Here is a 17750-nt window from a genome sequence, read left to right as displayed (position 1 = left end):
TCGCTGTCGGCGCACAGGTTCAGCCGCCGCGGACGGCTCCCCCCGCGGCGGGAGGAGCGGTGCTCTGTCGTACGACGAGCTGTGGAGTGGGGGCCTGCACGGAGCGGGGTTGGGGGCGTTCGGCCATCACGCGGAGCAGTTCGGTGGCGGTGAGCGTGCCGAGTGCGAAGGTGTCGCGGGTGAGCGCGGTGAGCGTGGGGCGCGCCATGGTGGTGAGGACGGAGTCGTCGAAGGACACGACGGACACTTCGTCGGGAACGGGGATGCCCATCTCGATGGCCACCCCGAGCCCGGCGACCGCCATGACGTCGTTGTCGTAGACGACTGCCGTGTAGCGGGGGTCCGCTTCGAGGAGCCGGCGGGTCGCCGACGCGCCCTGGGCGTCGGAGTAGTCGGTGGGGATGGACGTCACGTCGATGCCGGCGGAGTCGCGTACTTCGCCGATGGCCTGCAGGCGGCGCTGCGTGTGCTGGTAGGACACAGTGCCGCTGACGTGGCCGATGCGCTGATGCCCGAGGCCGACCAGATGGTGCAGGATGCTGACCGTCGCCGCGTGGTCGTCCACCCAGACACTGGTCAGCGGCATGGGGTTCCCGTGGCTTCCCAGCACCACCGCGGGGATGCCCAGATCGGCGACGAGTTGTGGCCGGACGTCGTCCACCGCGAGGTCGAGCAGGACGAGCCCGTCGACGCGGTTCTCGGCTGCCCAGCGCCGATAGACCGCCATCTGGGTCTTGGTGTCCTCGACGATGAGCAGCTGGGTGGCAATCCCTCGATTGGACAGGCAGGACTGCAGACCGGAGAGGAACTGGGCGAAGAAGGGCTCGACGCCGAGCGTGCGTGCGGGACGGGCGATGACGATGCCGACCACGTCGTTGGTGGCGCCCTTGAGCGCGCGTGCGGCCAGGTGTGGGCGCCAGTTGAGTTCATCCGCGACATCGAGGATGCGCTTGCGGGTCGCATCGCTCAGGCCGGGGCGTCCGTTGACCGCGATGGACACGGCCGCGACGGAGACGCCCGCAAGCCGTGCGATGTCGGTGCTGCGCAGCCGGGGCGGAGGTTCTCCGGGGCGCCTGCGACCGGGGGAGCCCGAGTCCGCCTCCGCTCCTGACGAGGCGTGGTTCTTCGGTGACATCGATCCTCCATCGTGGCCCGCATGGACTTTACGCAAACGTGATAACGCGCCGCGGTGACCGCCGAACTGAAACGTATTAATCTGCGGCCACTCGCGCTACTACTTAAACGTATTAGAAGGCCTGTCGCTCCTCCTCTGTGGAGAGAACCACGCATGCACAATCACTTCAGCAGGACACTCGAGCGGCTCGACCGCGTACGCCGGGAACGCATCCTCCCCCAAGTCCACCGCCACCTGGGGGGCGTTGAGATCGGGGCATGGGCGGTCGGGGACGACGGCGAGCCGGTGACCCCTCGTCACGCGCTCGGGCTGAAGCCGGAACCTCATCGCGGCAGTCCGGACTACCGCCCCTTCGCCCTGGGTGACGCGTGGGGCCCCGCCTGGTCCACCACCTGGTTCCGCGTCCGTGGCAAGGTTGAGCGCCGGACCTCCGGACCGATTGACCTTGTGCTGGACCTGGGTTGGTTCGACCACTCCGTCGGCGGTCACTGCGAGGGCTTGGTCTTCACGCCGGACGGCGCCATCGTCAAGGGTCTGCACCCGCGGCAGACGGCGATTCGGCTCAGCGAGGGGGAGCTCGGCGAGAGGGAACTCAGCGAGTGGGAAGGGGCCGCTGACTTTGGGCTGCTCGACCCGGACGGCCGCTTCGAGCTCTACGTGGAGGCCGCGGCGAACCCTCTCCTGTTGGGGCTGCCGCCCTTCGTCGTCACCGAGCACGGTGAGAAGGGGGCGCGGGAACCGTTCGAGCAGTTCCGGTTAAGGCGTGCGGAGATCGCCGTGTTCTCGCCGGAGGTGTACGCGCTCCTGGCCGACCTGGACGTGCTCGGTGGCCTGGCCGCCGAACTCACCGAGGACGAGCCGCGGCACTGGCGACTGCTCCGCGGAATCGAGCACGCTCTCGATGTCTACGACGAGGCGGACGCCGAAGCGAGCGCCCGCCGGGCACGCGCCGTTCTGGCGCCGCTTCTGGCAGCTCCCGCGCACTCCTCCGCCCACCGGATCACCGCGGTGGGGCACGCGCACATGGACTCGGCATGGCTGTGGCCGCTCCGGGAGACGGTGCGTAAACTCGCCCGGACCGTCTCCAACGCCCTCGACCTGCTGGACGCCCATCCGGATCTCGTCTACACCATGTCGGCGGCGCAGCACTTCGCCTGGCTCGAAGAGCACTACCCCGAACTCTTCGCACGGGTGCGGGAGCATGTCGAGCGGGGGCGGCTGGTGCCCGTCGGCGGCATGTGGGTGGAGCCGGACGGCGTCATACCCACCGGTGAGTCCGTGGTGCGCCAACTGAGCTACGGCAAGAGATACTTCCTCAGCCGCTTCGGCATCGAGGCGCGGGAGGTGTGGCTGCCGGACTCCTTCGGTTACTCGGGAGCGCTGCCGCAGTTGGCGCGCCGGGCCGGGGCTCGCTGGTTCCTGACCCAGAAGATCTCCTGGAACGACACCACGACCTTCCCGCACCACTCCTTCTGGTGGGAGGGCATCGACGGCACCCGGATCTTCACCCACTTCCCACCGGCGGAGACCTATGCCGCCGAGGTCACCGCCCGCGAACTGCGCCACGCGGTCACCACCTTCAAGGACAAGGCGATCGCCTCTCACTCGCTGTTGCCCTACGGCTATGGCGACGGCGGGGGCGGCCCCACCCGGGAGATGGCCGAACGGCTGCGCCGCTTCGCCGATCTGGAAGGCGCGCCACGCGTGGTGTCCCGGACTCCGGCGGAGTTCTTCGAGGACGCCGAGGCGGAGCTGCGAGCGGTCGAGTCGGTCGCACGGCCCCTGGCCCCCGTCCACAGGGGAGAGCTGTACCTCGAGCTGCACCGGGGCACCTTGACGTCCCAGGTGGCGATGAAGCGGCACAACCGGGCTTGCGAATCGCTGCTCCGGGCGGCCGAGTATCTCGGTGCGGCGGCCGCGGTCCTGCGGGGAACGCCCTATCCGAGGGAGAGCCTCGACGAGATCTGGCGCGGCGTGCTCCTGCACCAGTTCCACGACATCCTGCCGGGCACCTCGATCAGCTGGGTGCACCGCGAGGCCCGCGACGCCTACCGGGCGGCCGAGGCCCGCCTGCGCGAGCTCATCGACCAGGCGGCCAAGGCCCTCGGCACAGCGGTGCACGGGCAGACGGCCGGGCTGCTTCCTCCGTTCGTCTCCGTACGCACCGCCGACGCCAAGGGGGAGCCGGACCCGGTCCGGATCACCGACGGGGATGCCGGTGCCACTGTGCTGGACGACGGCCTGCTGCGGGTCGTCATCGACGCCGAGGGCCACGTCACCTCGCTCGTCGACCTGCGCGGTGGCCGGGAGGTGGTGCCGCCCGGCGGGCGCGCGGGCGTACTGCAACTGTTCCGTGACGAGCCGGTGCGGTGGGACGCGTGGGACGTGGACCGGCACGCCTTGCGGAACTTCCAGGTGGTCGACGATGTCACCGGCCGGACGGTGGTCCAGGACGGCCCCGACGCCGGCGTCGAGGTCGTCCGGCGGTTCGGTGCGTCGACGGTCACGCTGACGATGTGGCTGAGGGCGGGCACCGGACGGTTCGAGACGGAGTGCGCGGTCGACTGGCAGGAGCGTGAGCGCCTGCTCAAAGTCGCCCTGCCGGTTCATGTCATGGCGCGAACAGCACGGTACGAGACGCAGTACGGATACGTCGAGCGGCCGCTTCTGGTGAACACCGGAGCCGAGGACGCGATGTTCGAGGCCGCCATGCACCGGTACATCCAGGTGGCCGACGGCGACTGGGGCCTGGCCATCCTCAACGACACCATGTACGGCGCCGACGCGCGCGCCGACCGCGACTCCACCGTCGTCCGGCTGTCGCTGCTGCGGGGCAGCCGCTTCCCCGACCCGGACGCCGACCTGGGCCACCACCACTTCCGCTGGGCACTGCTCCCCGGTGCGGACGTGCCCGCCGCGGTGGAGGCCGCCTCCTTGTTCAACGCGCCCGACCTCGGGGCGCTGCCACCCCTGGAGCCCCTGGTGGCGATCGAGCCGCTGACGGGTCACGCGATCGTCGACTGGGTCAAGCTCGCCGACGACGGCTCGGGGGACCTCATCGTGCGGGTCTACGAGACGCAGGGCAGCCGGGCGCGGGCCCTGCTCCGTCCGTGCGCGGAACTCGGCGCGGGCGCGGTCGTCTGGGAAACCGACCTGCTGGAGCGCGATCTCCTGACCGAAAACGAAGCCGAGAACGACGCCGGGAACGGCGCCGCCGACGCCCTGCCCACGGCCCTGCCCCGGACGTCGGCCGGCACGCGCCGCCCCGCCGACGGCGCGGCCCTGAACCTCGGCCCCTTCCAGGTGGCGACCCTGCGCATCGCCCCCTGACCCGAAGGCGCCACCACACACCCCATGTGAGGAGAAGACGAATGAAGTCAGTGGGAAGACGGGCCGCGCTCACCGCGGGACTGGCCGTCGGATCGTTGCTGCTGTCCGCCTGCGTCACCGGCGGTGGCGGTGGCGACGACGGGACCGCGAAGGCACCGGGCGGAAAGGTGTCCGGCAAGATCACCTTCCAGACCTGGAACCTGAAGAACGACAAGTTCACCTCGTACTTCAACGACCTCATCGCCGCGTTCGAGAAGGCCCACCCGGGCACCGACATCACGTGGGTGGACCAGCCCGCCGAGGGCTACCAGGACAAGCTGTCGGCCGACGCCGCGGCCGGATCCCTCCCCGACGTGGTCGACATGGGGCCGGAGTCCGCCTACACCCTGGCGCAGGCGGGTGTCCTGCTCGACCTGGGCAAGGCCGACCCGAAGGCCAAGGGCAAGTACCTGGACAAGGCATGGGAGGCCATGACGTTCGACGGCCTGGACGGCGGCACGTACGGCTACCCGTGGTACCTGAACACGGGGCCGTCCTTCTTCAACAAGGCCCTGTTCAAGAAGTGCGGGCTGAATCCCGACAAGCTGCCCGCCGACTACGACGAGCTGTTCGACCAGGCGGAAACCATGGCCGAGAACTGCTCGGACACGATGATGATCGCCAGGATGCCCGCTATCGAGACCTTCGGTGAGTACGGCGTGCCGCTCATGGACGAGCGCGGCGAGAAGTTCACCTACAACGACGCCAAGGGCGTGGAGCACGTCGAGCGGTTCCGCAAGCTGTACGCCAAGAAGGGGATGGATGAGGAGGCGCTGAACAACCTTCAGACGAAGGAGGTCGAGGAGTTCAAGGCAGGCCGCCTGGCCTATCTGCCCGGCAGCTCCTACACGCTGGGCGACCTGAAGGCCACCGCGCCCGACATCTACAAGAATCTGGGCATCGGGCCGCGGATCAGCAACAGCGCTCCCAACATGTACATCGAGTCCCTGGTCGTCAACGCGAACAGCAAGAACCAGTCCCTGGCCGTGGCCTTCGCCAAGTACGTGACGGACTCCGCCCACCAGCTCGCCTTCGCCAAGAAGGCGTCCGTCTTCCCCTCGTCGGCCGGGACGCTGGACGACGAGTACTTCACCAAGGACGACGGGGACCCGGCCACCAAGGTGCGGCTGGAGAGCACCGCCCAGGTGAAGAAGGCGGTCGTGTGGTGGCCGCCGGCGTTCTCCGGGTCGGCCGACAGCCAGACGCTGCGGGAGCAGATAGCTCAGGCACTGCTGGGCAAGAAGTCGGTGAAGAAGGCGCTGGACGACTCCGTCCGGTACTCCAACGAGCGCCTGGACGCGAACAAGTGACCATCGAAGTTCAGCGTGGCACTTCCCTGAAGCGGTGCGGCCGCCCGTCCCGCCGCGGGGGGACCGTCCTGGCAACGCATCGCTGGATCCTGACCCCGTGGCTGTTTCTGCTGCCCGGGCTGGCCGTCATCGTGCTCATGGTCATGGTGCCGTTCGCGAACACACTGGGGCTGGCCTTCACGGACTCGACCCTGCTGCGGCAGGGGGAGTTCGTCGGCTGGGAGAACTTCCAGCGGATGTTCGCCGACGAGCGCTTCACCACCGCCCTGCTGAACTCCACGCTCTACACCGTGTGCGTGGTGCCCTGCATGGTGGTCCTCCCGCTCATCCTCGCCACCTTGGTGAGCGGCGCGGGACGGCTTTCGGGTTTCTTCCGCACCACCATGTACCTGCCCGTCGTCATGTCGCCCGTGGTCGTCGGGCTGATCTGGACGAACATGCTCGACAAGCAGGGTCTGGTCAACGCGTTGTTCGACACGCTCCACATGGTTGCCGAGCCCGTGCCCTTCCTCAGCGACCGGTGGCTGCTGCTCTTCAGCGCGATGTTCGTCACCGTGTGGACCGGCTTGGGCTACTACATGGTCATCTACCTGGCGGCCCTGGCCAACATCGACCAGAGCCTGTACGACGCGGCGGCGATGGACGGCGCCGGCGTAGTGCGCACCTTCCTCAACGTCACGGTCCCGGGGGTGCGTTCGACCATGACACTCATCGCCGTGCTGTCCTCCGTGGCGGCCTTCCGTGTGTTCGGTGAGATCTATGTCCTCACCGGCGGCACCGGGGGAGTGGGAGGAGGCGATCTGACCATGACCATGCTGATCCAGCGTGAGGGTACGGGGCTGCAGGCGCGTACCGGGTACGCGGGCGCGATCAGCCTCTTCATGTTCGTGGTCCTCGGCGGGATGCTGCTCGTGCAACTCGCCGTGCAGCGCAGGCAGAGGAGTTCCTGATGGCTCAGCTGACTTCCCGCTCGCCCACCACGGCCGCCCGGCGGCGCAGGGCTCGGCCAGGCTCTCTGGCGCGCTACCTCATCCTCGTGCTCATGGCGGTGCTCCTGGCGGGACCGCTGGTGTGGCAGCTTTCGCTGTCTCTCAAAGGTTCCGGTGAACCGCTGTACACGCGGCCGCCCGAGGTGATCCCCGAACACCCGACGCTCGACCACTTCGCCACGGTGCTCGACCGCGTTCCCGTGCCGCGTTATCTGCTGAACTCCCTGGCGGTCGCAGCCATGGCCGTGGTTGGCAACGTTGTCGGTGCCACCTGCGCCGGCTACGCGCTGGGCAAGCTGCGCTTCCGCGGCAGGGGCGTGGCGACCGCGGTGTGCGTCGCCGCCCTGCTGGTCCCGTCCGAGACCGTGCTGATCGCGCAGTTCCTCACGATCAGGACCGCCGGGCTGGTGAACACGCTGGTCGGGGTCGCCCTGCCGACCCTGGTGGCGGCACTGAACGTGCTGCTCATGCGCAACGCCTTCGGCAACCTTCCCGCGGAGTTCGAAGAGGCCGCCATCGTCGATGGCGCCAACGCCTGGCAGCGATTCATCCGGGTTTCCGTGCCCCAGGTCAAGGGCGTGATCACCGTGGTGGCGATCTTCGCCTTCGTCGGCTCGTGGAACGACTTCCTCTGGCCCCTGATCGTCCTGTCGGACGAACAGAACTACACCCTCACCGTGGGCCTGAACCGGCTGCGCGGCACCTTCTACGACGACCCGCGCCTCATCGCGGCCGGCACCATCATCGCCCTGATCCCCATCGTGGCGTTCTTCGCCGTCTTGCAGCGCTACTTCTTCCGCGGGCTGGAAGCCGGCGGCCTGAAAGGTTGACATGCTGAGGTTTGGAGTCAACTACACGCCTTCTCAGGACTGGTTCTACTCCTGGCTGGCCCCGGACCGGGAGGTCACCCGCCGTGACATGAAGGCCCTGGCCGGGCTGGGCATCGACCACGTACGCATCCTGCCGCTGTGGCCCGTGGTGCAGCCGAACCGGACCCTGATCCGCCGCCGTGCCCTGCGGGACATCCGCGAGGTGGTGGAGATCGCCGGCGACGCCGGTCTCGACGCCGGTGTCGATGTCCTCCAGGGACACCTGTCCGGCTTCGACTTCGTGCCGAGCTGGCTGGCGAACTGGCACCGGCGCAGCATGTTCAGCGACCCCGATGCCATCGCCGCTCAGGCCCTGCTGGTCGAGGCGTTCGACGAGCACCTGCACGACCTGCCCAACTTCCTCGGACTGACCCTGGGCAACGAGGTCAACCAGTTCACCTCGGCGGCGCACCCCAACCGGATGCCCGCCACCACCCCCCAGGTGACATCCTGGCTCGACGCCCTGCACGGCGCCGGGCCGCGCGACCCCCGCCACTTTCGGCTCAACGCCGAATACGACGCCGTCTGGTACGCCGACGACCACCCCTTCGTCCCGGCCCACTCCAGCCGGCACGGCCAGATGAGCGTGGTGCACTCGTGGATCTTCAACGGGACGGCGCAGGGTTACGGTGCCATGTCCCACGAGAGCGTCCACCACGCCGCCTACCTCGTCGAGCTCTCCCGCGCCTTCGCCTTGGACCCCGCCCGCCCGGTGTGGCTCCAGGAGGTCGGAGCCCCGCTCAACCACCTCACCGAGGACCAGGCGCCCGATTTCTGTGAACAGACCGTACGAGCGGCGGCCGACAGCGAGGCCCTGTGGGGCATCACCTGGTGGTGTTCACACGACGTGGAACGCCGACTCGGGGATTTCCCGGACCTCGAGCACAGCCTCGGTCTGATCGACGCCGAGGGCGCGGTGAAGCCGATCGGACGGCGCTTCGCCGCGCTCGCCGACGAGCTCCGTGACCGACCCCGCCCCTCGCCTCGGCGAGAAGCCGTCGTGGTCCCGGTCGACGACGAGGACGTCCCCGTCTCCCGCGCCGAACTGTCACCGGGCGGCGGCGTGTTCCAGACGTGGATGCGACGCGCCCGCGCCGGAGCGCGCCCCGCCCTGATCACGTCCACCTCCGCCGCCGACCCGGACGCGCTGAGCGTCCGCGGCGTCGAATCCCTCGTCCACGCCGAACCGACCGGGCGCACCTTCTACAGCTCGGTCAGCGACGCGGAGGTACTCAACCGGACTCACCCGCATGCCGAACACTGAACACGCGGGCGCCGCCGCGCCCGCCATCGTCGAACGCATCCTCGACGAGCTGACCCTGAGGGAGAAGGCCGGTCAGCTCAACCAGCGACTGTACGGCTGGCAGGCTGTCGAACGCGCCCCGCGGGGCGGTTTCCGGCTGACTCACCGTGCCCGCACCGAGATCGACCGATGGGGCGGCCTCGGGGCCATGTACGGGCTGTTCCGCGCCGATGCCTGGTCGGGCCGCTCGTGGCACGACGGCATCCGGCCCGAGGAGCGTGCCGATGTCGCGGCCCTGGTCCAGGACGAAGTGACCCGGGCCGGCCGCCACCGTATCGGGGTGCTCCTCTCGGAGGAGGCACCGCATGGCCACCAGGCCCTCGGCGGAACACTGCTGCCCACGAACCTGGCCGTCGCCGCGGGCTGGGATCCGGCCCTGCTGACCGAGGCGGCGGCGGCCGTCGCCGCCGAACTCGCGGCGAGCGGGGTGCACCTGGCGTTGGTCTCGGCGCTGGATCTGCTGCGGGACCCGCGCTGGGGGCGGGCGGAGGAGTGTTTCGGGGAAGACCCGCTGCTGGCCGCCGAACTCACCCGTGCCGTGGTGACCGGGATGCAAGGCGGGCCGGGCGGCGCTCTCGGCACGGGCGGTGTCGCCGTCGTCCTCAAGCACTTGGCGGCCCAGGGCGAGGCGGTCGGCGGACGCAACGGCCAGTCCGCCGTCATCGGCCCCCGCGACCTTCGCGAACTACATCTGCCGAGTGTCCGGGCAGCGGTAGAGGCGGGGGCGCTGGGCTTCATGGCCGCCTACAACGACATCGACGGCGTGCCCTGCTGTGCCAACCGCGAGCTGCTCACCGGCTTCCTGCGCGCCGAATGCGGGTTCGACGGCATCGTCATGGCGGACGGCCTGGCCGTGGACCGCCTGGCCGCGATGACCGGAAGCCCGATGGCCGCGGCCGTGGCAGCGCTTGAAGCCGGCGTGGACCTCTCGCTCTGGGACGAGTCCTTCGCGCTGCTGGAATCGGCCGTGGCCCAGGACCCGCGGGTGGCCGAACTGGTCGACGCCGCCTGCCGCCGGGTGCTCACCCTCAAGCACCGCCTGGGCCTCCTGCAGGAGCATACGCCCGGCGCGGCGGGGCCCGGGCAGGGCCTGGGCCCGCCGGCCGGGCGGGAGCGGCTCACGGTGGCCTTCCGTACGACGGACCGGCTGTCCCAGCGCCTGGCCCGCCAGGCTCTGGTCCTGCTGCACAACGCGAACCGACTGCTTCCGCTGACCCCGGGATCCCTCACCAAGGTGGTGCTCGCCGGCCCCAACGCCCGCGACGTCACGGCGATGCTCGGCGACTACGTGCCACCCCTTCCCGCTCAGTCGGTCGTCCCTCTGGAACACGCGCTGCGTCGGGCGCTGCCCCACGCCGAGATCGTGTGCCCGCCGGGCCTGCCCTCACAGGCCGACCTGAGCGGCGCCGACGTCGTGATCCTTGCCCTCGGCGGGACGAGCCACCGGGCCTATGACGACGGCTTCGCCGCCAACGGAGCCGTCGCCGGTCCCGCCTTGGTGGCGACCGCGGGAGAGGGCGTCGACCTCGCGGACGTGTCGTTGCCCGGGGGCCAGGACGACCTGGTCACCGCCGTACGCGCCCGGTGCGACTGCCCCGTCGTCGCGGTTGTCATCGCGGGCCGGCCGCATGTGCTCACCACCGTGACGGACCATGCGGACGCCGTACTGTGGGCCGGCTACCCCGGCCCGCACGGCGCCGAGGCCATCAGCGACGCGCTCCTCGGCGACCACGAACCGGTGGGTCTTCTGCCGTTCACGGCGCCCCGCCACTCCGGCGCCGTGCCCGTGCGGTACAACGACCGTCACTCGGCCGCCGACGTCTACCGGGACGCGCCGGACCCGGTGCTGTTCCCCTTCGGGTTCGGACTGCGCTACGAGACCATCGGATTCGACCACCTCACCGCGGACGTGACCGAGCGATCGGTACACGTCGAAGTGGAGCTCACCAACCCCGCCCCCACCGAAGCCCAGGTCATCGTGGCTCTCTTCGGTCACCGTATCGGCGGGGCGGCGTTGCCCCGGCGACGAGAACTACTCGCCTTCCGACGGGTCACCGTCCCGCCGCGCACCCGCGCCACCGTCGCCTGGGACCTCCCCGCCGCCCGCTGCTTCGCCGAGGGCGCGACCGCACGGGCCCGCACAGACCTGTACGTGATGGATCTGAGCACCACGATCCGTTCGTGCGCCACCACCCGGGCCGAGACCACCCAGGCCGTCGGCCTCGCCACGCAGGCCGGACCACACTAGGGAAAGCGAGGAAATGGCATGGCACGACAACACGGCACCAGAAGACGGGCCTCAGCCCGTGCACGCACCGGTGCTCTGGCAGCGGCACTGGCCCTGACCCTGGGCGCCGGCACCGCCCTGGCCGGCGACACCCTCCCCTGGACGGGAGAGAGCGCCGTCGGAGCCAACCAGCCCTACCAGCACGGCTACTCCTCCACCGACCTGCTGCGCTGGAACCCGGCGGACGACACCGACGCCGAGCTGCTGCGCGCCAAGGTGCCGCTGCAGACCCGCATCGCCCCCGATGCCACGACCCAGCGCAACCCGGCGCTGCCCGCCGACACCCAACTGCTCACCCTCGCGGGCGACTACGGCAACGCCTTCTTCGAGAGTCACCCGTACACCAACGAGTTCAGCCAGTACCTCTTCAACTACTGGCAGTACGCCGATGTGTACGCGTCCTGGCACGGCATGCCCACCGAGGGCGTGCCCGTGAACTACTACGACCCCAACCTCGACTGGAAGGAGAAGTGGTTCGAGTTCGGCGCGGTCAACCTGCCCAACCCCGGCTACACCAACGCCGCGCACGCCAACGGCGTACGGTCGCTGGGCTGCGTCTTCTTCTCTCCGAACGACCGAGGTGACCAGGCGTACTCCGAACTGCTCGTCCGGGACGCCGCCGGCGACTTCCCCTCCGCCGCGAAGCTCGTCGAGGCCGCCAAGTACTACGGTTTCGACGGCTACTTCTTCAACCAGGAGGATGCGGTCGCCCCGGCCGACATCCCCGCGTTCAAACGATTCCTCAAGCAGCTGCGCGACGGCGGCCTGTACGTGCAGTGGTACGACTCCATCGACAACTCCACGGGCAGAGTCTCGTACCAGAACGAGTTCAACTCGGTCAACGCTCCGTTCGTCCGGGACAAGGCCGTGGGGGACGTGTCCGACTCCGTCTTCCTCAACTACTGGTGGGACAAGTCCAAGCTCACCCGGTCCAAGACCCATGCGGAAAGTCTGGGTCTCAACCCCCGCAAGAGCGTCTTCGCAGGCGTCGAGGCGGGCATGTACCAGTTCGACCAGCCGTACAACCTCGACAACAACCTCGGCACCGACGGCGCTCCCATGAACGGCATAGCCACGCTGGGCGCCGACTTCGTCTCCTCCGACTACGCCGGCAAGACCGACGACAAGGCCCAGTCGGCGGTCTTCGACCGTGAACGCCGCTGGTGGACCGGCTCGTCCCAGGGGACCACCACGGCGGAGGGCAGCTGGAAGGGCATATCGAAGTACGTCGCCGAGCGCTCCGTCATCAAGGGCAGCACCTTCGCGACCTCGTTCAACACCGGACACGGCCTGTCGACCTGGAGCGACGGCAAGCTCTCCAACGACGCCGAATGGGGCAACATCAACCTCCAGGACACCCCGGTGACCTGGCAGTGGTGGATCGACGCCGCGAGCTCTCCGCTCAAGGCCGACTTCGACTACGGCCCCGAGTACACCCCCGCCGGCCGCTTCTCCTACCGACAAGTCGGCGCCTACAACGGGGGCAGCTCCCTGGTACTCAGCGGCAGGCTCGACAGCGACAACACCGTACGCCTGTACAAGACCGACCTGAGCGTCAAGGCGGACTCGACGCTCTCCCTGACCTACAACAAGCCCTCGGCGGACGACGGCTCCCAGCTCCGGCTCGCTCTGGTGCTGTCCTCCGATCCGAGCAAGGTGGTGCAGGTGCCGCTGTCCGGCTCCGGTAAGCACACCGACGGCTGGACCACCGTCTCCGCCGACCTGTCGGACTACGCCGGCGAGCACATCGCCTCCCTCGGCCTCGTCGTTGCCGCCGGGGCTCGTCCGATCGAAAACTACCAGGTCAACCTGGGCGCCATGGCGTTGCACGACGGCGTCGACCGCACCCCGGCCAAGCCCGGGAAACTGCGCATCGACCAGTTGCTGCCCCAGAGCGACGAGCTGTTCCTGTCCTGGCAGCGAAGCGACTACGACACGGTCCGCCGCTACGACGTCTACCTCGACGACACCTACCTCGGTGGCATCTACGACGACGTCTACTACGTCAAGCGCTTCACCGCCACGTCAGGGACGCTCAAGCTCGTCGCGGTCGGCCCGGACGGATCCCGGAGCAAGCCCGCGACCGTGTCCTTCGACCTGTCCTCGGCCCCGGCCGACGTGACCGCCAAGGCGGGCGCCGACGGCACGCTGAAGGCGACATGGGCCCCGAGGCAGACCGGCAAGCCCCTCACCGTGGAGGTCCGCAGCCTCGATACATCCCACCCCTTCACCAAGAAGGTCACGGTGCCGGGCAACCAGACGAGCGCGACCCTGACCGGCGTACCCGTCAACGGAGATGAGTACCTCCTCACCGCGCAGACCGACGACGGCACAGCCACAGGCGTGCGTGGCAGGTTCGCCGACGCCGAGGTCAGCTCCTACCCCGCCTCAGCCGTGAAGATCGCGGGGAACACCTTCACCTTCTCCCGCCCCACCCTTCCCGACTGGCACACGCTGACCGTCCTCGAGGACGGTCAGCCGAAGTCGTTCGCCACGACGTACGGGTCGGGCAGCAAGCCGTATGTCGTCCGTGGCCGCACCACCCGTCCGGCGATGACGGTGACCATGTCCAGTCCTACCAGTAAGGTCGTCGCCGTGCTGGAGGACTACGCCGGGAACAAGGTCTCCACGGTGTTGCGCGGCAACTAGACCGCGTCAAGGCAGAGCGGCGGGAATGCCTTCCCGACCGGGAGGACGAGGCTCGTTCAGGGTCTCTGACATCGCGGCGGGAAGGCATTTTCCGCGGGGGTGGCAAGAGCGAGGGTGCGGGAGGCGGCCGAGAGCCTTCTGCTGGGCGCTGACCTGTACTTATACTCCTGCAATTCCGCCTCCTTCGCCCCGGAGATGACAGCGTGACAACCCCGCACCACCCCTCGCCGGTCGACGGCCCGTCTTCTCTCCCCGGCTGCCCGGCGCACCCCGGCGCCGTACGGATGCACACCGAGGAGCTCCAGACCGACCCGGAGGAGCTGTACCAGCGCTTGCGCCGCGACCATGGAACGGTGGCGCCGATCCTCCTCGACCACGACATCCCCGCCTGGTATGTGCTCGGCTACCGGGAGTTGCACCGCGTCACCTCCGATCCCACGGTGTTCGCCCGTGACTCGCGTCGCTGGCACGCCTGGGATTACATCCCGCCCGACTGGCCGCTGATGCCGTTCGTGGGCTACCGGCCGACCATGCTGTTCGCCGAGGGCGCCGAGCACCAGCGGCGGGCCGAGGCGATGTTCGACGCGCTGGCGTCGGTGGACCAGTTCGAGCTGCGCGCGGAGTCCGAGCGCGTCGCCGACCAGCTGATCGACGCCTTCGCGGGCAGTGGCCGCGCCGAACTGGTCGCCGACTACGCCGGCCAGGTGCCGATGCGGGTGGTGACCCGTCTGTTCGGCCTGGCTCCGGACACAGCGGTCGCCATCCAGCGCGACACGGTCGAGATGGTCAGTGCCAACGCGGGCAGCGTGGCCGCGTACCAGCGGGTGCACAACCGAATGGTGACGCTGGTGGCCGAGGTGCGGAGCAACCCGGGTATGCCGGGCATCCCGGCGCAGATGGCGGCGCACCGGGCGGCCCTCACCGACGAGGAGATCGTCAACGACCTGATCGGCACGGTGTACGCCAGCCACCAGAGCACGACCGACTGGATCGGCAACGCGCTGAGGCTGATGCTGACCGACGAGCGGTTCTCGGTCACCATGGCCGGCGGGCGGCGCAGCATCGGCCAGGCGCTGAACGAGGTGCTGTGGAGGGACACCCCGGTTCCCAGCTTCATCGGCCGCTGGGCCGCCGAGGACACCATCCTCGGCGGACAGCGGATCAAGACGGGCGACTGCCTGGTGCTGGGCCTCGCCGCGGCCAACGCGGATCCGGGCGTACGGCCGGATTTCAGGACCGACGCGGCGGGCAACCAGGCCCATATGTCCTTCAGTCACGGCGAGCACAGCTGTCCCGTGCCGGCCCGGGAACTGGGCGAGGTGATTTCCATGACGGCGATCGAGGTGCTGCTCGACCGGCTGCCGGACGTGGTGCTGGCCGTGCCGCCCGAGGAGCTCGCATGGCGGTCTTCCATCTGGATCCGGGGCGTCGCGGCCCTCCCGGTGGAGTTCACCCCCGCTCTGCGCTGACCCGCCCGCTCGGCGGCGGCCTGCCCCATACTGACGGTATTTCGAACGTTATTCGCAATACCGCAAGTTGGTGCTAGCTTCGTCTTGTCATGTACTGGTACATCGAGGAGGTGTGTCCGGTGGAAAGTCGCAGAGTGACACGCCGCGCGGTGCTGACCGCGACGGCGGGGATGGCGGCGTTAGGTTCCGGGGTGTTCGCGGGGACCGCCGAGGCGGCGACAGGGGCGACGGCAAGCACGGCCGCTGCCCCGCCGGCCGGGACCGTGCGAGTGTTCTGGCTCAAGCCCACGGACGTAACGCTCGACCAGCGGTACCCCGATGGCATCACTGGTGTGATGAAGGAGGCGCAGCGCTTCTACCGTCAGGAACTCGGCGTGACGTTCAAGCTGAACACCCCGGCGGTGGAGGTGGTCAACGGTGACCACAACCGGGCCTGGTACGAGAACACGCGGAACGGCGACGACCCGTACTGGTGGGTGGTCTTCAACATGCAGCAGGAGCTGCTGGCCAAGTTGGGTCTCCGGGCCCCGGACCCGCGCTGGCTGTGCGTCGGCGAGATCAGCGCCGAGGCCCAGGGCGTCTCCGGCGGCGGCGGTGGCGGCGGCTGGGTGATCCTCAGCGGCCACGACGCGGACGGCGCCGCCGGGACCAACGGCAATATGAACCGGTGGTACGGCGGCATGGTGCACGAGCTGGGCCATGCTTTCGGTCTGCCCGACTCCACGTCCACCGACGGCACACCGATGTCCGCGTCGTTCTACAACTATCCGAACTGCCACTTCAGCCAGGCCCAGAAGAACGGGATCCGGAACGGCCCGTACGGCAGCTTCCTGTCCTGAGCCGCCGCGGGCACCGAAGGGGCGGCCGCCTCATGGCCGAGGGGACGGCATGCTCGGGTCATGAACCCGAGGCCCTGCCGGCCTCGGCACATGAGGTGGCCGCCCCAGGGTGTGTGCCGGACCGGAGCGGCTGTAGGTCACTCTCGGACTCAGCCCGCTGGATACTTCGACGAGGGCTTCGAGTTCGGCCTCTTCGCGCGCCTCAAGCGCGCCTTCCCCGTATGACGCCTATGACGCGTATGGCGCCACCGCCCACCCAGAAAGCCATGTATGGCAGAACTATGTCAGTTTGAAGTGGCGGGGACAGAAAACGGACTATCGGCCACCATCCATCGGAAAAATAAAGTGGCGTACGTCACAGTGACTGATTTCTCGAATGCAGGCTAAGCTTCCTTCCCTAAGGCGTCCCTTTCCGTGTGAGTCCGCCGACTGTCGACGAGAAGAAATCCAAGGAACAGCGCAATTTCTGTTTCCCTTCCCTTACCAGGATCGCCATGCGCGCTGCCTGGTCATCGACGAACTGGATTTCGCCATGCCGACAGGGATCATCAGCATCGGATCTCATGTGCCCGACCATGTGGTCGGGAACGACAAGATAGCCGAATGGACCGGCGTATCGGAGGAATGGATCCACGAACGCACGGGAATTCTCGAGAGACGCTATGCGAGAACCGGAACGGCGACATCGGACCTCGCGGTACACGCGGTGCGGCAGGTCTTTTCCGAGCGCGAAGGCGCCGCCGAACTGACCGACGCTCTGATATTAGCCACGTGTACGCCCGATGTGCCCCAGCCGGCGACGGCGGCCATCGTGCAGGGCAAGCTCGGACTGCGCGTCATGCCGGCGTTCGACGTCAATGCGGTATGCAGTGGCTTCCTGTACGGCATGGCCCTCGCCGACGGTCTGCGGTCGGCATCGTCGGATACCGACCACGTGCTGGTGGTGGGCGCCGATATGTTCTCCACCATCATGGACCGCACCGACCGGAGCACCGTGAGCCTCTTCGGGGACGGAGCCGGAGCCGTGCTGCTGGGCCCCGTGCCGGAGGGGTACGGGCTGCTGGCCATGCGGATGATCAGTGATGGCGCGCTCCACCATCTCGTCGGGGTGCCGGCCGGCGGCACGGCTCTGCCGCTCGACGGGGCCGCGCTCCAATCCGGGCAGCATTTTCTGAAGATGGACGGGCGTGCGATCCGGCAGTATGTGCAAACGACTCTGCCCAAGGTCGTGGGCCAGGTCCTCGACGACGCCGGGTTGAGCTTGGGAGGCATCGACCGGTTCATCTTCCATCAGGCGAACGCCCGCCTGTTGGAGTCCTTTGCCGACATGACGGGAATTGACCGGAAGCGCATGCCGCTCACCGCTCCCCGCCTGGGGAACACCGCGGGTGCCTCCATTCCCGTCACGCTGTGCGCGGCGGACCGGGACCGGCCCCTGGAGCGAGGGGAAAACCTCCTGCTGGCGTCCATCGGCGGCGGCATGAACGCCGCCGCGGCACTGGTGCGCTGGTACTAGCACGCCCTCGCCGCG

The 17750-nt window shown here is 68.8% G+C and carries 11 protein-coding genes; 10 read left to right on the top strand and 1 reads right to left on the bottom strand.

Annotation, left to right across the window (positions count from 1 at the left end; translation table 11 throughout):
- Positions 1 to 19: 19 nt before the first annotated feature.
- Positions 20 to 1135 carry a LacI family DNA-binding transcriptional regulator gene (locus PV419_RS04155; RefSeq protein WP_319686288.1) on the bottom strand — a complete coding sequence of 372 codons (1116 nt, stop codon included), beginning with the start codon at positions 1133 to 1135 and terminating at the stop codon, positions 20 to 22.
- Between the two features lie 153 nt (positions 1136 to 1288).
- Here PV419_RS04155 and PV419_RS04150 point away from each other — a divergent pair, with 153 nt between their 5' ends.
- From PV419_RS04150 to PV419_RS04105, 10 genes are all read left to right on the top strand, one after another.
- The gene (locus PV419_RS04150) at positions 1289 to 4465 is read left to right on the top strand and encodes an alpha-mannosidase (RefSeq protein ID WP_319686287.1); all 3177 of its coding nucleotides are present in this window, start codon (positions 1289 to 1291) and stop codon (positions 4463 to 4465) included.
- A 41-nt stretch (positions 4466 to 4506) separates the two neighbouring features.
- Positions 4507 to 5814, top strand: a complete 1308-nt coding sequence (locus tag PV419_RS04145) for a sugar ABC transporter substrate-binding protein (protein WP_319686286.1) — start codon at positions 4507 to 4509, stop codon at positions 5812 to 5814.
- Positions 5811 to 6764, top strand: a complete 954-nt coding sequence (locus PV419_RS04140; RefSeq protein ID WP_319686285.1) for a sugar ABC transporter permease — start codon at positions 5811 to 5813, stop codon at positions 6762 to 6764. The genes PV419_RS04145 and PV419_RS04140 overlap by 4 nt, the downstream gene beginning before the upstream one ends.
- Complete coding sequence (locus tag PV419_RS04135; protein WP_319686284.1) at positions 6764 to 7633, top strand: carbohydrate ABC transporter permease; 870 nt, start codon at positions 6764 to 6766, stop codon at positions 7631 to 7633. The genes PV419_RS04140 and PV419_RS04135 overlap by 1 nt, the downstream gene beginning before the upstream one ends.
- Before the next feature lies 1 nt (position 7634).
- Positions 7635 to 8936, top strand: a complete 1302-nt coding sequence (locus PV419_RS04130; protein ID WP_319686283.1) for a glycosyl hydrolase — start codon at positions 7635 to 7637, stop codon at positions 8934 to 8936.
- The gene (locus tag PV419_RS04125) at positions 8923 to 11223 is read left to right on the top strand and encodes a glycoside hydrolase family 3 protein (RefSeq protein ID WP_319686282.1); all 2301 of its coding nucleotides are present in this window, start codon (positions 8923 to 8925) and stop codon (positions 11221 to 11223) included. The genes PV419_RS04130 and PV419_RS04125 overlap by 14 nt, the downstream gene beginning before the upstream one ends.
- A gap of 18 nt (positions 11224 to 11241) precedes the next feature.
- Positions 11242 to 13911 (top strand): endo-beta-N-acetylglucosaminidase, encoded by a 2670-nt coding sequence (locus tag PV419_RS04120; protein ID WP_319686281.1) that lies wholly within the window; start codon positions 11242 to 11244, stop codon positions 13909 to 13911.
- Positions 13912 to 14114: 203 nt separating this feature from the next.
- Positions 14115 to 15380, top strand: coding sequence for a cytochrome P450 (locus PV419_RS04115; protein ID WP_319686280.1), 1266 nt, complete (start codon positions 14115 to 14117; stop codon positions 15378 to 15380).
- A 119-nt stretch (positions 15381 to 15499) separates the two neighbouring features.
- The gene (locus PV419_RS04110) at positions 15500 to 16219 is read left to right on the top strand and encodes a hypothetical protein (RefSeq protein ID WP_319686279.1); all 720 of its coding nucleotides are present in this window, start codon (positions 15500 to 15502) and stop codon (positions 16217 to 16219) included.
- Between the two features lie 376 nt (positions 16220 to 16595).
- The gene (locus tag PV419_RS04105) at positions 16596 to 17735 is read left to right on the top strand and encodes a ketoacyl-ACP synthase III (protein ID WP_319686278.1); all 1140 of its coding nucleotides are present in this window, start codon (positions 16596 to 16598) and stop codon (positions 17733 to 17735) included.
- Positions 17736 to 17750 lie beyond the last annotated feature (15 nt).

The organism is Streptomyces sp. ME19-01-6, assembly GCF_033793745.1.
Lineage (GTDB): Bacteria > Actinomycetota > Actinomycetes > Streptomycetales > Streptomycetaceae > Streptomyces.
The sequence above is the reverse complement of the archived record's forward strand: the minus strand, read 5'-3'. Positions and strand labels throughout refer to the sequence as shown.

Coding starts and splice junctions, on each gene's coding strand:
- PV419_RS04155 (WP_319686288.1), bottom strand. CDS start 1,135: ATGTCACCGAAGAACCACGCCTCGTCAGGAGCGGAGGCGGACTCGGGC.
- PV419_RS04150 (WP_319686287.1), top strand. CDS start 1,289: ATGCACAATCACTTCAGCAGGACACTCGAGCGGCTCGACCGCGTACGC.
- PV419_RS04145 (WP_319686286.1), top strand. CDS start 4,507: ATGAAGTCAGTGGGAAGACGGGCCGCGCTCACCGCGGGACTGGCCGTC.
- PV419_RS04135 (WP_319686284.1), top strand. CDS start 6,764: ATGGCTCAGCTGACTTCCCGCTCGCCCACCACGGCCGCCCGGCGGCGC.
- PV419_RS04130 (WP_319686283.1), top strand. CDS start 7,635: ATGCTGAGGTTTGGAGTCAACTACACGCCTTCTCAGGACTGGTTCTAC.
- PV419_RS04125 (WP_319686282.1), top strand. CDS start 8,923: ATGCCGAACACTGAACACGCGGGCGCCGCCGCGCCCGCCATCGTCGAA.
- PV419_RS04120 (WP_319686281.1), top strand. CDS start 11,242: ATGGCACGACAACACGGCACCAGAAGACGGGCCTCAGCCCGTGCACGC.
- PV419_RS04105 (WP_319686278.1), top strand. CDS start 16,596: ATGCAGGCTAAGCTTCCTTCCCTAAGGCGTCCCTTTCCGTGTGAGTCC.